This window comes from Naumannella cuiyingiana (assembly GCF_013408305.1).
Classification (GTDB): domain Bacteria; phylum Actinomycetota; class Actinomycetes; order Propionibacteriales; family Propionibacteriaceae; genus Naumannella; species Naumannella cuiyingiana.
Genome location: NZ_JACBZS010000001.1, coordinates 775,545 through 788,991 on the forward strand (window position 1 = coordinate 775,545; position 13,447 = coordinate 788,991).

Below are 13,447 nucleotides of genomic sequence, written 5' to 3' on the forward strand. Positions count from 1 at the left end.
GCACGAAGCCTGCCCGTCAGTCGCGCAGCCGGGCCAGGAACTGCTGGGTACGCTCCTGCTGCGGCGCGCCGAGCACGTCCTCCGGGGTGCCCTGTTCGTGGATCTCGCCGCCGTGCAGGAAGCACACCCGGTCGGCGATCTGCCGCGCGAAGGTCATCTCGTGGGTGTTCACGATCATGGTCATGCCGTCGCGGCACAGCTCGCCGAGCAGATCCAGCACGTCGCCGACGAGCTCCGGATCCAGGGCCGAGGTGACCTCGTCGAGCAGCATCAGTGCCGGGTTGTTGACCAGCGCACGGGCGATCGCGACGCGCTGCTGCTGGCCGCCGGACAGGTCGTCGGGCCGCGCATGCGCCTTGTCGGGCAGGCCGACCCGCTCCAGCATCTCCATCGCCCGCGCCCGCGCCTGCGCCGGGGCGACCTTGTGCACGCGGATCGGCGCGAGGGTGATGTTGTCGATCACCGACTGGTGCGGGAACAGGTTGTAGGCCTGGAAGACGATGCCGATCTTGGCGCGTACCCGGTCCACGGCCACGCGCGGATCGGTGATCTCGGCGCCGTCGAGGGTGATCACCCCGTCGTCGACGGTCTCCAGCAGGTTGACGCAGCGCAACAGCGTCGACTTGCCCGATCCGCTGGCCCCGATCAGAACGACGCACTCCCCCGCCGCGACGTCGAGGTCGATCGAGCGAAGGACGACGTTGGTATGGCCGTGGGTCGTGAACGACTTGCGTACGCCGCGCAGCGACAGCAGCGGGCCGGGCGCCGACGCGCCCGCGTCCTCTCTGCCGATCATGGAACCCCCGCCGTGGTGTGCAGGCCCTGCCGCTTCGCGACCCAGTCGGTCAGCCGGGCCAACGGCACCGTCAGGCAGATGAACAAGGCGCCGGCGACGACATAGGGGGTGAAGTTGAAGTCGGTGGCGGTGGCGATCTGGGCGGCGCGGATGGCGTCGATCACGCCGAGCACGGCGATCAGGCCGGAGTCCTTCTGCAACGACACGAGGTCGTTCATCAGCGGCGGCAGCACCCGGCGTACCGCCTGGGGCAACACGACGAACCGCAGCGTCTGGACGTGACTGAGCCCGAGCGAGCGCGCCGCCGCGAGCTGCGAGGGATGGATGGACTCGATGCCGGCGCGGAACACCTCGGCCACATACGACGAGTAGGTCAGCACCAGCGCCGCGCCGCCCCAGAACAGCACGCTGGTCGGCAGTCCCTGCAGGCGCAGGGCCGGTGCGCCGAAGCCCAGCAGGAAGATCACCAACAGCAGCGGCAGTCCCCGGAACAGGTCGACGTAGATCGTCGCCAGCAGGCGGAACGGGAACGCGACCGGGCCGCGCAGGGTACGCAGGATCGCCAGCAGGAGGCCGATCACGCCGATCAGGACCGCGCACACCAGCATCACCCGGATGTTCAGCCACAACCCGGCGAGCACGTCCGGGAATGCCTCGACCGCCTTGACCGGGTCGAAGAAGGTCTGCTGCACCCGCGGCCAGCCCGGCGAGCCGACCACGCCGGCCACCAGCAGCCCGACCACGACCGCGGTCGACGCCAGGGCGATCACGGTCGAGCGTCGCGCGCGGCGCCGGCGGTACGCCTCCCGCTGCAATTGCCGCTGCGATGGCGTCCACTCGTCCGCCGCCGCCAACTGATCCCCGGCGCGGTCGGTGATCATGTCAGCTCGGGCGCGCCCTGGGTGGCGAGCCACTGCTGCTCCAGCTTGTCCAGCGTGCCGTCCGCGCGCAGCGCGTCGACCGCCTGCGTGACGCAGCCGGTCAGCGTGGATCCCTTGTCCAGCACGGCCCCGAACTGCTCGCCCTCGCCGCCGGCAGCGGGCAACTGTCCGACGATCACGCCGTCGTCGAGCTGGGCGGCGGTCATGTAGAACGCGGTGGGCACGTCCACCACGATGCCGTCGACCTGCTTGTTCTTCAGCGCCTGCACGGCCAGATCGTTGGTGTCGTAGACCGCGACCTGCTGCGTCGGTCTGATCTGCTCGGTCGCCGCGGTGTAGGAGGTGGTGCCCACCTGCGCGCCGAGCTTGGCGCCGGCGAGATCGCTGATCTTGGTCTTGCCGTCGATCGGGCTGCCCTGGTAGGTGATCACGGCCTGCTGGACGTCGTAGTAGCCGGACGAGAAGTCGACCGCCTGCTTCCGCTCGTCGCTGATCGACACCTGGTTGAGATCGAAGTCGAACGCCTTCGGCCCCGGCGCGATCACCGAGTTGAACGGGACCACCTCCCACCTGACCTCGTCGTTGCCGAAGCCGAGCTGGTTCGCGATCGCGTACCCGACCGCCGACTCGTAGCCCTTGCCGTTGCTCGGGTCGTCGTCGACGAACCAGGGCGCATACGCCGGCTTGTCGGTTCCGATCGTCAACACCCCGTCGGCCTTCAGCGCCCCGGCCGAGGCCAGCGCCTCCTTGGTACAGGTGGTGGGCTCCGGTGCGCCGGCGGCCGGTCCCGACTCGTCGACGGGGGCCGCGCAACCGGCGAGCAGGATCGCCCCGGCGAGCAGGGCAAACCCGGCAGGACTGGACGTGCGAGCGATGTGGCGTTTCATGCGACCCTCCGAGAGCACGACGGGTCGGACCCCGCCTCGATGACCCCGGAATGATAGGGCGCGTGCGGATGCGTGAGCGCTGGTGCCCGCATCGCAGATGGCGCTTCGGCGTACCCCGAAGTGAACGGGCCGCAGGATGGCCGGATGCGCGCACACCGCACGATCACGCCTTCGGTTCTCTACTTCGGTACGCCGGTCGCGGTGGTCTCGTCGTCGAATGCCGACGGGTCGACCAACCTTGCGCCGATCTCGTCGTTCTGGGCGCTGGGGAATCTGCTGGTGATCGGCCTCGGCGCGACCGGCCACACCGCCGCGAACCTGCGCCAGCGCCCCCAGCTCGTGCTGAACCTGCCCGAGGAGCACCAGTGGGAGCCGATCGAGCGACTGGGTCGGCTGACCGGCGCGCACCCGGTGCCGGCGGACAAGCCGGCCGACACCCGGCACGCGGCCGACAAGTTCGCGGCCGCCGGATGGTCGCCGCTGGCCGCCACCACGGTCGCGCCGGCGCGAGTCGCCGAGTTGGCGGTGCACCTCGAGGCCCGCGTCACCGCGCTGCACGAGGAAACCGGCGGGCTGGCCGTCGCCCACGCCCGGTGCAGCGCCGTGCACGTCGACGCTCCGCTCACCGTCGCGGGCACCTCGCATGTCGATCCGCTGGCCTGGCGCCCGCTGATCTACAGCTTCCGCCACTATTTCGCGCTCGGTCGGCGCCGCGGGATCGCCGGCCGCGCCGAGACGCAACATTGACGCGCTGCCGCGCACCATGCTGACTCTCGGCGACATCGGTCCGCCGCCACACGGCGCCACGACGCGGTGGGCGCCGCGGCGAGCGTTCGCGAGCGTCAGCAAGGTGCGGAATGCGGCAACTAGCGTGGAAGGTGATGCCGGCCGGTGGCGCGGGATCGCCCCGGCGGGCTCAGTCGCGGTAGAGCGCGGTCCGGCATCCGGTCTCGCCCGGTTCGAGCTGGATCCGGTCGAAGCCGGGCCGGACGATCTCGCCGTCGGCGCGGCGTACCACCAGGACGCAGTCGCGCTCGCCGGCGACCCCGGCGGTGGCGATCAGCTCCTTGCCGCGTACCTCGGTGGTCGTCGTGACATATCCCTCGTCGAAGGCCGCGCGTATCCGGGCCTCGAGGGTGTCCGGGTCGGCATCGGCCAGCGCCGCGCCGAGCCGGTCGGCCGCGTCGTCGGGCAGTCGCTCGATCGGCTTCGGCGCGGGTGTCACGGCGGCGGCGTCAGGCGCGCAGTCGAGCGGGCGGTATTCGGTGTAGCGATTGAACTCGACCACGAGCTGATAGCAGCGCACCGCATGTCCGGGCGGTTCGGTGCCGCCGAATCCGGCGTTGTTCGTCTCGGGCAGATCGACCGTGATCCGGACGTCGATGGTCGCCGGCTGGCCGATCTGGCGTACCTCCCCGGCCCAGCCGAGGGTCTCGACGGCGATGGTCGGGCCGTTGCTGTCGGAGCGGCTCGGGGCGAACTCGGCGGCGACCTGTTCGGCGTCGCGAGGGTTCTCCCGATAGCCGAGGTCCTTGGCGATCCAGTCGATCTGCTCGTCGGCGATCCGGGCCGCTCGTTCGTCGCTCGGGCTCGCCGGCGCCGCGACACCTCCGCCGCAGCCGACGAGCGCCGCGAGCATGATCAGTACCGCCGCGGCTCCGCCCGCACGGATGATCACCGGGGCAGCATAGCCAGCCCGGGACGGCCGGGTTAGTTTGGGCAGATGAAGACGCGCACCCTCGGACCGTTCACCGTCTCGGCCATCGGGCTCGGCGCCATGCCGATGTCGATGGGCCGCAACACCCAGCCGAGCGAGGAGCAGGCGATCACCACGGTGCACGCCGCGCTGGACGCCGGCATCACGTTCGTCGACACGGCCGACATCTACGCCCCGAGCTGGGACACGATGGGCCACAACGAGGCGATCGTGGCGAATGCGCTCGGCTCCTGGTCGGGCGATGCCGGCTCGATCGTCGTCGGCACCAAGGGCGGCATCACCCGCGGCGAGGGCGAGAGTTGGGGCCGCGACGGCTCCGAGGCGTACCTGCGGGCGGCGCTGGAGAAGTCGTTGCGGATCCTCGGCCGGGACAAGATCGATCTCTACCAGTGGCATCGGCCGGACCGGAACATCCGCTACGCCGAGGGCGTCGAGGCGCTGGCGAAGTTCCGCGACGAGGGCTTGATCACCGCCATCGGCATCTCGAACGCCAATGTCGAGGAGATCGCGGTCGCCGTGGACGTGTTGGGTGAGGGCAACCTGGCGAGCGTGCAGAACCAGTTCTCGCCGCGGTACCGGTCCTCGGCGGACGAGCTGGAGTACTGCGCCGAGCGCGGGATCGCCTTCCTGCCGTGGAGCCCGCTGGGCGGGACCGGGGCGGATTCGAAGACGCTGGGCGAGAACTACCCCGCCATCGCGGAGGTCGCGCAGGCGCGCGGGGTCAGCCCGCAGCAGGTGACGCTGGCGTGGGAGCTGGCGCAGGCCCCGGTGGTGATCCCGATCCCGGGCGCGAGCCGCCCGGAGTCGATCACCGATTCGGTACGCGCCGCCGACCTCGATCTGAGCGCCGACGAGCTGACGTTGCTCAATGACAGTTGGGGCCCGCAGACGCCCTACGCCGACTGAGCGAGCAGTGGAACGGGCCCGGAGTCGCGCCCGCGATCCGGGCGCTCCGGGCGCGAACCCCCGCACCGCACCCGGCCCTGATCATTCCCGGGCCCGAACCACTGCCTGATCAATTAGGCCAAATATTTCTGGCGTCTGTCAAGGACGCCGGCTGAGAGCGTTGTCCGCGTGCAATCCCCCGCACCAACCGACTGGGAGTCCTATGCCCGCGAACTGGGGCTCGAGCTGCAACGCCGCCGCTCCGTCGCGGGGCTGAGCCAGGAGAAGCTGGCCAGCCGGGCCGGCATGACGCGTACCCACTATCAGCAGCTCGAACGCGGCGCGTGGAAGCCGGGCCAGCCGGCCAACCCGTCGCTGCGAGTGCTGGTCGGGCTGGCCCAAGCGCTCGGGGTCGAGGTCGGCGACCTGTTGCCCAGCGTCAGCCGCGTCGATCTGAGCTGGTTCGAGTAGCGGCGGCCCCAACGCGAACGGCCGGCGCCCGATGGGGTGCCGGCCGGTCTGCTGCGATCTGCGATCGGTGCGCCGCGAGGGAATCGAACCCCCAACCCGCTGATTAAGAGTCAGCTGCTCTGCCAATTGAGCTAGCGGCGCGCGGTGCAGAACTCTAGCAGCGCGGGCGCGGAGTTGAGAAATCGAGCGAGGTCTTGTCGGGCGATTCGCCTCCTGCCAGACTCACGTCACCGCGCCGGGGAGAGAACGTGATAGACGACGTGCCTGTTCGGGCAGTTGCCCAGTGTCCACTTGTTGCGCACACGCCGCGCGTCGACGACCCTGCGCAAGGTTGGCACACCTTACGCGAGCATCTGATCACCGTCGGAGACCTCGCCGGCAAGTTCGGCTCCGCCTTCGACGGCGAGTCCATCTGCAGATTCGTGGGTTTGATCCATGACGCAGGCAAGGCCACCGCTGACGTGCAGGCGGCGTTTCGGCAGTGCCTCCGCACGGGTGCCGCACGGCTCGGCACGCCGCACAAGCTCGAGGGCGCAGCCCTGGCATACCTGCTGGTCGAAGCGGGCAACCCGCTTGCGGGACGGGTTGCGTGCCTGGCCGCCTACGGGCACCACAACCAGATCCCTGCGTGGGATCCGAGCAGCGGATGGCCCCTCTCGGTGGTGTTCGACGCGATGCGGAAGGATCCGGGGAGGCTCAACGAGTTGATCGGCTTGCTCGACGGCGAGTTGGGGTTGTCGTTGCGCGACGTCGCCGCCAACGTGCGACTGCCAGCTCGGGTGAGCACCGGGCGCGCCACGGATGTCGAGCTGTTTGCACGCATGTGCCACTCGGCGTTGTGCGATGCCGACTATCTGGACACGGCTCGACACTTTGCCGGGGCTCAGGCGCCACGCGAGCACGCGCGCCGCGGGATGATCCGACTGCGAGACGCATTCGTGGCGTCCTATGCAGCTCGATTCGGTGATGCGTCGGACACGCGGATCAACGCGGTACGCGCCGAGCTGTACGAGAAGTGCCGCACCATCGGCGCGGCCTCCCCGCTGCCCCATGGGGTCTACCGCCTCCCAGCGCAGACAGGAAGTGGGAAGACAATGGCAGCGGCGGCGTTCGCGCTGGAACACGCCGTCAGCACCAGCAAGCGCCGCGTGATCGTCGCGGTTCCCTACACATCCATCACCACCCAGAATGCAGCGGCCTACCGGGATCGTTTCGACGAGCTCGGCCGTGACGTCGTGCTCGAACACCACTCGAACATCGTCGAGGCTGGGGGCCCATCCGCGGCCAGCGGCAGCGACGACAACGACGAGGATGCAGTCCGCGAGGTGGCATGGCGCAAGCTCAGTGCGGAGAACTGGGACGCCGAGTTCATCGTGACTACGACAGTCCAACTATTCGACTCACTGCTCGACAACCGGCCATCGCGGACCAGGCGCCTGCATCGAATCGCCGACTCGGTGATCGTGCTGGACGAGGTCCAGTCGATCCCACTTGAGCTGGTACCGACCGTGCTGGGGATCCTGCGGGAACTTGTCGAAGGGTATGGCGTCACGGTCCTGCTCGCCTCCGCAACACAGCCCGCCTTCTGGGCCCTAGACATGTGGAAGGACCTCGAGGTCACGGACATCGCCGACCCTGCCGACGTCCCCGAGCCGACCCAGCGGGCCCGGTTCTTGATCAACTCGCCACAGTCGTGGGACTCGGTCGCGGCAGACATCGCGAGTCATGATCGGGCCTTGGCCATCGTCAACACCACACGCGACGCGCAATCCCTGCACGCGATGATCGAAGACAGCACCGACACCCCCACCCTCCACCTGTCGACGCGCATGTGCGGACAGCATCGGCTGGACGTCCTTGCCGAGGTGGGGCGCGCAATCAGTGCTGGAGAGCATTTGATCCTGGTCTCCACCCAGATCATCGAAGCCGGCGTCGACCTCGACTTTCCGGTCGTCTTCCGTGCATTCGCACCCGCGGAGTCGTTGATCCAGAGCGCAGGGCGCTGCAATCGCGAGGGTCGCCTCGGCGCACGCGGTGGCACGGTGCATGTCGTCTCGCCCATCGACGGCGGCCTGCCGCCCGGCAGTTATGCGACCGCGACCACCAAGACTCGCTACCTGATGGAGGATTTCCCGGAGCTCGGAGGGTTCGGCGAGGAATTCGATCTGAGCAACCCCGAGTTCCTGACCGAGTACTACCTCGACCTCTACCACTCACTCCTCCCTGGCGGCGACAGTGCCCGGTCGCAGCGGATCCAGGAATCGCGCGGGAAGCACGACTTCCCACAGACCGCGCACGAGTTCTCCATGATCGACAGCGACACGATCGGCGTGGTTGTCGATGCCTACGGCGACACCGCTGAGTTGCTGCGCCTCCTCGACGCGGCCGACGAGCACCCCGAGTTGCTCCGATCGCCTACCAACCGGCGGTTGGTCAACCGGTTCACGGTGCAGGTACGCCCGCACCACACCATCGGACAAATCGTCGAACGACGGAGCGGCGTCCAGCAGTGGGTGGGCGACTACCACCCCGCCCGCGGGGTCACCTTCGACGCCGCGAGCGAAGCGAGCATCTGGTGAGCCGCGTACGCTGGGCCGCTGCGCCCGATCGGGCGGGATTCTCAACATGCTGCCTTGAAGTGACGAACTTCAGGGGCTCCGCCGGCACACACCTGCGGAGCCCCTCGCTGATCATTACCGCCCTTGACAACGCCATCTGCGGCTGCCATCGTCAATCCAGACAGGGCGACGTGCTTCACTTCAAGGAGCATGAAGTATGTTCTACGACTGGATGACTATACGGCCTCCGCGATCGTTCACACACTCCGCGCTGGCCCTCCAGGTCGACGGGGAGGCCGCGGTCTTCACGCGACCGGAGTTCTCCTCTGAGCGAGTCTCGTATCCGGTGATCACTCCGACGGCCGCGGAGGGGCTCTTCCGCAGCGTGTTCTGGAAGCCGGAGATCAAGTGGGTGATCGACAAGGTTGAGGTCCTGAACCCGGTGAAGTGGGGAACACTGCGACGCAACGAGAGCGAGACGGCGATCACCCGCGAGATGATCACTCGCGGCCATCTCGACGTGAACACGGTCACCCAGCAGCGGATGACGACGATGCTCAAGGACGTCTCCTATCGCATCCACGCCCATGTCTGGGTGCACCCCGACGCCAGGGAGCAGAACCCGGCCAAGTGGCGCGACCAGTTCCACCGCCGGATGCGACGTGGGCAAACGTTCAGCACACCGTTCTTGGGATGTCGCGAGTTCCACGCAGATGTCTACGAGCCCGACGCGACATCGCCAATCGACTGGACGGAGGACCTCGGGATCATGCTGCACTCGATCACCACCGAATCCCGCACGCGCAAGGAGACCTACTCCTGGTTTCCCGCGTCCGTGGAGTCCGGCGTGATGACGGTTCCGCGACACGGCATCCAACTCGGCGGGGCATGATGTTGCTTCAGGCGTTGACCGCGGCGGCCGGCGAACGTGCGCCGATCGGGTATGCCAAGAAGCCCATTGGCTTCCTCCTGCAGGTCAATCCCAGACACCCTGCGGCGCAGTTGACGTCACTGTACGAACAGAATCCCGCGGGAGATGGCAAGCGTCCGGTCGCGCCAAGTCGGTGGGTGCCCAACCTGACGCGGGCAAACAACCCTCCGCCCCTGTTTGCCTGCGACAACGCCGCCTTTGTGCTCGGACTGCCGAAGGTCGCGAAAGAGCCTGCCGCGCAGCCAAAGGAGGACGCGACGGCGCGGGCGAAGAACGAGGCTTTCGTCGAGCTGCTCGGTGAGTACTGCGCTGCCACGTCAGACCGCGACGCGGATCAGATCATCGCGTGGTACCGCGAAGGGAAGCCGGGATTGGACACCGCCATCGCAGCCTTGCCCGAGTCTCTGCGAAAGCGCCTCAACGTCGATCTGATCGCGGTAGCCGTCCAACGACGTCCGCCGCTGTACGCCAAACCGGAGGGGCAGGCCTTCTGGGAATCCCGGGTCATGGGCAGTGAGGACGCCGCAACGGGCGTCTGCCTCGTCTGCGGAAGGACCAGGCCGCTGGTCAGCACTCTTCCTCAGTCGATCGCCGGCGGACTGGTGCCGGCCACGAAGACCGCGAACGTCGCCCTGCTCAGCGGAAACTTTCCGGCAGCCCAGCGCGGGGCTACCGGCAAGGGGCTCCGGTCCGCGCCGATCTGCGCGGAATGCGGCCTGGCCGTCATCGATGCGTTCAATCGCCTCGCCGGATCTGATGATCATCGGTGGGGCCGCCCTGACGAGGATCGGGCAACGATCTGGTGGCTCCGCGGTGGAGATCGCGGCGATGAGGAGCTCACCCAGCAACTCGAGGAGCCGGAGCCGCAATGGGTGCAGCAATTCCTCAGCACGCTCGACAAGCCGTCAAGCCTTACCGGTAGGGACATCCGTGCGGACCGGTTCTATGCGCTGACATTCTCCGGAAACGTCGCACGCCTGGTGATACGGGGTTGGATCGATCTCCCGCTGATCGAGATGCGCGCGAACGTCGCCGCGTGGTTCCGTGACGTCGCGGTCGAGTACGGCGATCAGTCGCCGTACTCATCCCTCGGTGCCGTGGCGAGCAGCCTTGGCACCATGGTGCGTCGCGACGGACGCTGGACGGCGCCCGCCCCTGAGGGCGCTCGCGAAGCCTTGCTGCGCGTGGCCGTTGCCGGCGCCCGCGTACCCACCAACTATCTCCTCACCGCAATCGGCCGTGCCAAAGCCGAGGTGACGCATCTGACCAGTGCCGACCGCTTGACCGTGCACATCGCGCGGCGCCGAATGCACGCCCGCGTCGGACTCTTCAAGCTCATCCTCAACCGCACTTACCTCCAGGAGGACCAGTTGTCGACCGAACTCGACCCCGACCGTAAGGACAAGTCGTACCTGAGTGGACGACTGTTCGCTGTCCGCGAGGCGCTGCAACGACGCGCGGTCCGAGGCGTGACCTCCACCATCACCAATCGCTACTTCGAGCGCGCGGTCTCCAACCCCGCGACCACCGAAAAGACCTTGGCAACCCTCGCGCACCAGCACCTCGCCGCGTTGCGCCGCACAGAGTCCGGCCGTGGAGCGGCCGTCTCCATCGGGCGCCTCCTCACCGAGCTTGAGTCGACCATGGGCGATGCACCGTCGCGGCAGACCGCCGAGCAGGAGGCCGCCTGGATCTGCGGCTACTTCCAGCAACGCCAGCACGACTTCGCCAAAGCGGCCGAGTACCGAGCTGCGAAGCTCGCCGGGCAGTCTCCGCCCGACCACGATCCGAACTCAACGGCCGACGCTGCCAATCCGGAAGGAACAGACGAATGAGCACCCACACCAACCCCGCGGTCAAACACGATGCGTTGTTCGTGTTCGAAGCCACGGACTCGAATCCGAACGGCGACCCCGACAATGGCGGGCGGCCGCGTGTCGATCTGGACACCGGTCAGGGCGTCGTCTCGGATGTCAGCCTCAAGCGCAAGGTGCGCGACTCCGTGCTCTATCGCATCGAGCACGGGCTCGCCTCGGAGCGCAACGGAATCTTCATCCGTCGCGGATTGTCCCTCAACGAGCAGTTGGAAAAGGCGTACCAAGCGCTTGACCAGAAGCCGGCGGACAAGCCGAATGCTGAGCATGTCGCCAAGGGCGAGCAGTACATGCGGGAGAACTTCTACGACGTTCGGATGTTCGGTGCCGTGATGTCGACAGGCAAGGCGCAGGCGGGCAAGGTCACCGGCCCTGTGACGATCGGCATCGCGCGCTCAGTCGATCCGGTGATGCCCATGGAGATGGGGATCACCAGGACCGCCTCCACACGCGAGGAAGCCAAGGACAACGCGTCCCAGATGGGCAACAAGTCGGTCGTTCCGTACGGCTTGTACGTCACGCGGGTGCACTATCAGCCGACAAAGGGCAACGCAGTGTCCGCCGATGATCTTCAACTCCTCTGGGACTCACTGGCGACGATGTTCGAGAACACCCGGAGCGCTGCACGCCCGGACGTCGCTGCGCGCCAACTCCTGATCTTCAGCCATGACAATCCACTCGGCAACGCGCCAGCCCGCGTCTTGTTCGACACCGTCGCGATCACCAGGACGTCCGAGCGGCCGACCCCGCAGTCGTACGCCGATTACAAGATCGAGCTCCCTGCGACAGGCGAGCTGCCCTCGGGCGTGACTTTCACCAGTGTGATCTGATACCCGACTGATGACTCATGCAGATCCCGGACGATTGGCTCCGTCTCTCGCTGTTGCAGCACTACGCCTACTGCCCAACGCAGGCATCGCTCATCCTCGACGGCACCTGGCTGGACAATCACCTCACCGTCGAGGGCGACACAGCACACGAGCGGGTGGACCAACCTGGATTTGATCAGCGTCGCGGCGTGCGCGTGCATCATCGGGTGCAGTTGCACTCGGATGCGCTTCGGATCCACGGCATTGCAGATGCCATCGAAGAGGATGTGGACGGAAGGTTGATGCCAGTCGAACACAAGCGGGGACGAGGCGCCGGAGATCTGTGGCCCACAACGGTCCAGGTGGTTGCCCAAGCGCTGTGTTTGGCGGAGATGATCGGACAACCTGTTCCCGAGGCCGCGATCTTCGTGGTCCGCGAGAGACGGCGGGAGTACGTCGACGTTGCGACACATTCCGGCCGGGTGATCGAACTCGTCACTGAGGCGCGCCGGCGGCTTCGCGTTGGAGCTATCCCCGGGGTGTACGAGCGGCTGAGGTGCAAGTCGTGCAGCCTGCAGAACTCCTGCCAGCCCCGCGGGGTTCAGTGGCGATGAGCACGTACCTGTTGCGTACGCTCGTCGTACAAACGCCTGGTACCCGGCTCGTCCTCGAGGGCGACGCGGTCAAGGCGCTGATGCCGAATGGCGAAGCGCGGCGGCTGCCTCTGACCGCCATCGATGCCATCGTCGTGCTGTCGGGCATCGATGTGTCGACCCCTCTACTCACCCGATGCGCGACGGACGGGCGAGGGCTCACCTTTCTGAGCAAGTTCGGGAAGGCCCGAGCATCCGTCCTCGGCCCGCAAGACGGGCGAGGGCTCCTCCGCGAGTCGCAATACCGCCGACACTTTGACCCCGAGGCCCGATCGGCGCTGGCCGGCGTCATCGTCGCGGGGAAGATCCATCAGATGGCGTGGGGGCTTCGTCAGTGGGCACGCGACGCCCCGGCTACAGCAGCCGCTGAGCTTCGTCATCACGCTACGGGCATCGAAAGCATGGTGCCTCCCTCGGGATCCGAGCATCGGGAACAGCTGTTGGGCATCGAAGGCGCCGCGACGCACCGGTACTTCTCCGCAATGCGCGCTGTCCTGAGCGAGACGACGTTCAACACCCGTACTCGCCGTCCGCCACGAGATCCAGTAAACGCGACCCTGTCGTTCCTGTACGGCATGATCACCATTGCGACTCAAGGAGCCATCCTGGCTGCCGGTTTGGATCCATTCTGCGGGTACCTACATGGAGACCGCAGCGATCAGCCATCACTCGTCCTGGATCTCGCCGAAGAGTTTCGTCCAGGCGCAGACCGCTTCGCCGTCAGCTTGTTCAATCGTCGGCAGTTGAGACGAAAACATTTCACCGACGAGCTCGGCGGCGCCGTTGCGCTCAACGACGCGGGTCGCCAGATCGTTCTCGACGCTTGGCACCGACATCGACAAGCAGACGTCAAGATCAGGAGGGCCGCGGAGCCCCTTCCGCGCGCGGCGCTTCCGATCGTCCAAGCCAACGCACTCGCGAAGGCGTTACGCGAGAACGGCCAGTATTCGCCTCATCAGCTCGTGGTGACGTAGATGAACTACTT

At 67.3% G+C, this 13,447-nt stretch carries 13 protein-coding genes and 1 tRNA gene; 9 read left to right on the forward strand and 5 right to left on the reverse strand.

The annotated features are described in order from the left end of the window. Positions 1-16: 16 nt before the first annotated feature. Genes GGQ54_RS03490 through GGQ54_RS03500 form a run of 3 tightly spaced genes read right to left on the reverse strand, consistent with a single transcriptional unit; the run spans position 17 to position 2,564 of the window. Positions 17-796, reverse strand: coding sequence for an amino acid ABC transporter ATP-binding protein (locus GGQ54_RS03490; protein ID WP_179444118.1), 780 nt, complete (start codon positions 794-796; stop codon positions 17-19). After that, positions 793-1,677, reverse strand: coding sequence for an amino acid ABC transporter permease (locus GGQ54_RS03495; protein WP_179444119.1), 885 nt, complete (start codon positions 1,675-1,677; stop codon positions 793-795). The genes GGQ54_RS03490 and GGQ54_RS03495 overlap by 4 nt, the downstream gene beginning before the upstream one ends. Then, a complete protein-coding gene (locus GGQ54_RS03500) occupies positions 1,674-2,564 on the reverse strand; it encodes an ABC transporter substrate-binding protein (protein WP_179444120.1) in 891 nt (296 codons plus the stop codon). Before GGQ54_RS03500 ends, GGQ54_RS03495 begins: the two co-directional genes overlap by 4 nt. Positions 2,565-2,708: 144 nt before the next feature. Between GGQ54_RS03500 and GGQ54_RS03505 the strand changes: the two genes are divergently transcribed. Further along, positions 2,709-3,311: a flavin reductase family protein gene (locus GGQ54_RS03505; RefSeq protein WP_179444121.1), complete on the forward strand. Its 603-nt coding sequence runs from the start codon at positions 2,709-2,711 to the stop codon at positions 3,309-3,311. Positions 3,312-3,480: 169 nt separating this feature from the next. Here the strand turns inward: GGQ54_RS03505 and GGQ54_RS03510 are convergent, their stop codons facing one another. Next, the gene (locus GGQ54_RS03510) at positions 3,481-4,242 is read right to left on the reverse strand and encodes a hypothetical protein (protein WP_179444122.1); all 762 of its coding nucleotides are present in this window, start codon (positions 4,240-4,242) and stop codon (positions 3,481-3,483) included. A gap of 45 nt (positions 4,243-4,287) precedes the next feature. Here GGQ54_RS03510 and GGQ54_RS03515 point away from each other — a divergent pair, with 45 nt between their 5' ends. Further along, on the forward strand, positions 4,288-5,187 hold the full coding sequence (locus tag GGQ54_RS03515; protein ID WP_179444123.1) for an aldo/keto reductase: 900 nt from the start codon (positions 4,288-4,290) through the stop codon (positions 5,185-5,187). A gap of 168 nt (positions 5,188-5,355) precedes the next feature. Beyond that, entirely contained in the window at positions 5,356-5,637 is a 282-nt protein-coding gene (locus GGQ54_RS03520) for a helix-turn-helix domain-containing protein (RefSeq protein WP_179444124.1), read from the forward strand. Between the two features lie 68 nt (positions 5,638-5,705). Here GGQ54_RS03520 and GGQ54_RS03525 read toward each other — a convergent pair. Continuing rightward, positions 5,706-5,778: transfer RNA gene (locus tag GGQ54_RS03525), tRNA-Lys, on the reverse strand. A 107-nt stretch (positions 5,779-5,885) separates the two neighbouring features. Between GGQ54_RS03525 and cas3 the strand changes: the two genes are divergently transcribed. The 6 genes from cas3 (at position 5,886) to cas1 (ending at position 13,436) form a co-directional block, all read left to right on the forward strand. Continuing rightward, positions 5,886-8,216 carry a CRISPR-associated helicase Cas3' gene (gene cas3, locus GGQ54_RS03530; protein WP_179444125.1) on the forward strand — a complete coding sequence of 777 codons (2,331 nt, stop codon included), beginning with the start codon at positions 5,886-5,888 and terminating at the stop codon, positions 8,214-8,216. 211 nt (positions 8,217-8,427) lie between these two features. Next, positions 8,428-9,087 (forward strand): type I-C CRISPR-associated protein Cas5c, encoded by a 660-nt coding sequence (gene cas5c / locus GGQ54_RS03535; RefSeq protein ID WP_218843671.1) that lies wholly within the window; start codon positions 8,428-8,430, stop codon positions 9,085-9,087. Then, entirely contained in the window at positions 9,084-10,961 is a 1,878-nt protein-coding gene (cas8c, locus tag GGQ54_RS03540; protein ID WP_179444126.1) for a type I-C CRISPR-associated protein Cas8c/Csd1, read from the forward strand. Before cas5c ends, cas8c begins: the two co-directional genes overlap by 4 nt. Beyond that, positions 10,958-11,830 (forward strand): type I-C CRISPR-associated protein Cas7/Csd2, encoded by an 873-nt coding sequence (gene cas7c, locus GGQ54_RS03545; protein WP_179444127.1) that lies wholly within the window; start codon positions 10,958-10,960, stop codon positions 11,828-11,830. The genes cas8c and cas7c overlap by 4 nt, the downstream gene beginning before the upstream one ends. Positions 11,831-11,847: 17 nt before the next feature. Beyond that, complete coding sequence (cas4, locus tag GGQ54_RS03550) at positions 11,848-12,423, forward strand: CRISPR-associated protein Cas4 (protein ID WP_179444128.1); 576 nt, start codon at positions 11,848-11,850, stop codon at positions 12,421-12,423. Continuing rightward, complete coding sequence (cas1, locus tag GGQ54_RS03555; protein ID WP_179444129.1) at positions 12,420-13,436, forward strand: CRISPR-associated endonuclease Cas1; 1,017 nt, start codon at positions 12,420-12,422, stop codon at positions 13,434-13,436. The genes cas4 and cas1 overlap by 4 nt, the downstream gene beginning before the upstream one ends. Positions 13,437-13,447: the final 11 nt, after the last annotated feature.

Excerpts from the sequence above, each read along its gene's own strand:
- GGQ54_RS03490 (WP_179444118.1), bottom strand. The coding sequence starts at position 796 with ATGATCGGCAGAGAGGACGCGGGCGCGTCGGCGCCCGGCCCGCTGCTG.
- GGQ54_RS03495 (WP_179444119.1), bottom strand. The coding sequence starts at position 1,677 with ATGATCACCGACCGCGCCGGGGATCAGTTGGCGGCGGCGGACGAGTGG.
- GGQ54_RS03500 (WP_179444120.1), bottom strand. The coding sequence starts at position 2,564 with ATGAAACGCCACATCGCTCGCACGTCCAGTCCTGCCGGGTTTGCCCTG.
- GGQ54_RS03505 (WP_179444121.1), top strand. The coding sequence starts at position 2,709 with ATGCGCGCACACCGCACGATCACGCCTTCGGTTCTCTACTTCGGTACG.
- GGQ54_RS03515 (WP_179444123.1), top strand. The coding sequence starts at position 4,288 with ATGAAGACGCGCACCCTCGGACCGTTCACCGTCTCGGCCATCGGGCTC.
- cas5c (WP_218843671.1), top strand. The coding sequence starts at position 8,428 with ATGACTATACGGCCTCCGCGATCGTTCACACACTCCGCGCTGGCCCTC.
- cas8c (WP_179444126.1), top strand. The coding sequence starts at position 9,084 with ATGATGTTGCTTCAGGCGTTGACCGCGGCGGCCGGCGAACGTGCGCCG.
- cas7c (WP_179444127.1), top strand. The coding sequence starts at position 10,958 with ATGAGCACCCACACCAACCCCGCGGTCAAACACGATGCGTTGTTCGTG.
- cas4 (WP_179444128.1), top strand. The coding sequence starts at position 11,848 with ATGCAGATCCCGGACGATTGGCTCCGTCTCTCGCTGTTGCAGCACTAC.
- cas1 (WP_179444129.1), top strand. The coding sequence starts at position 12,420 with ATGAGCACGTACCTGTTGCGTACGCTCGTCGTACAAACGCCTGGTACC.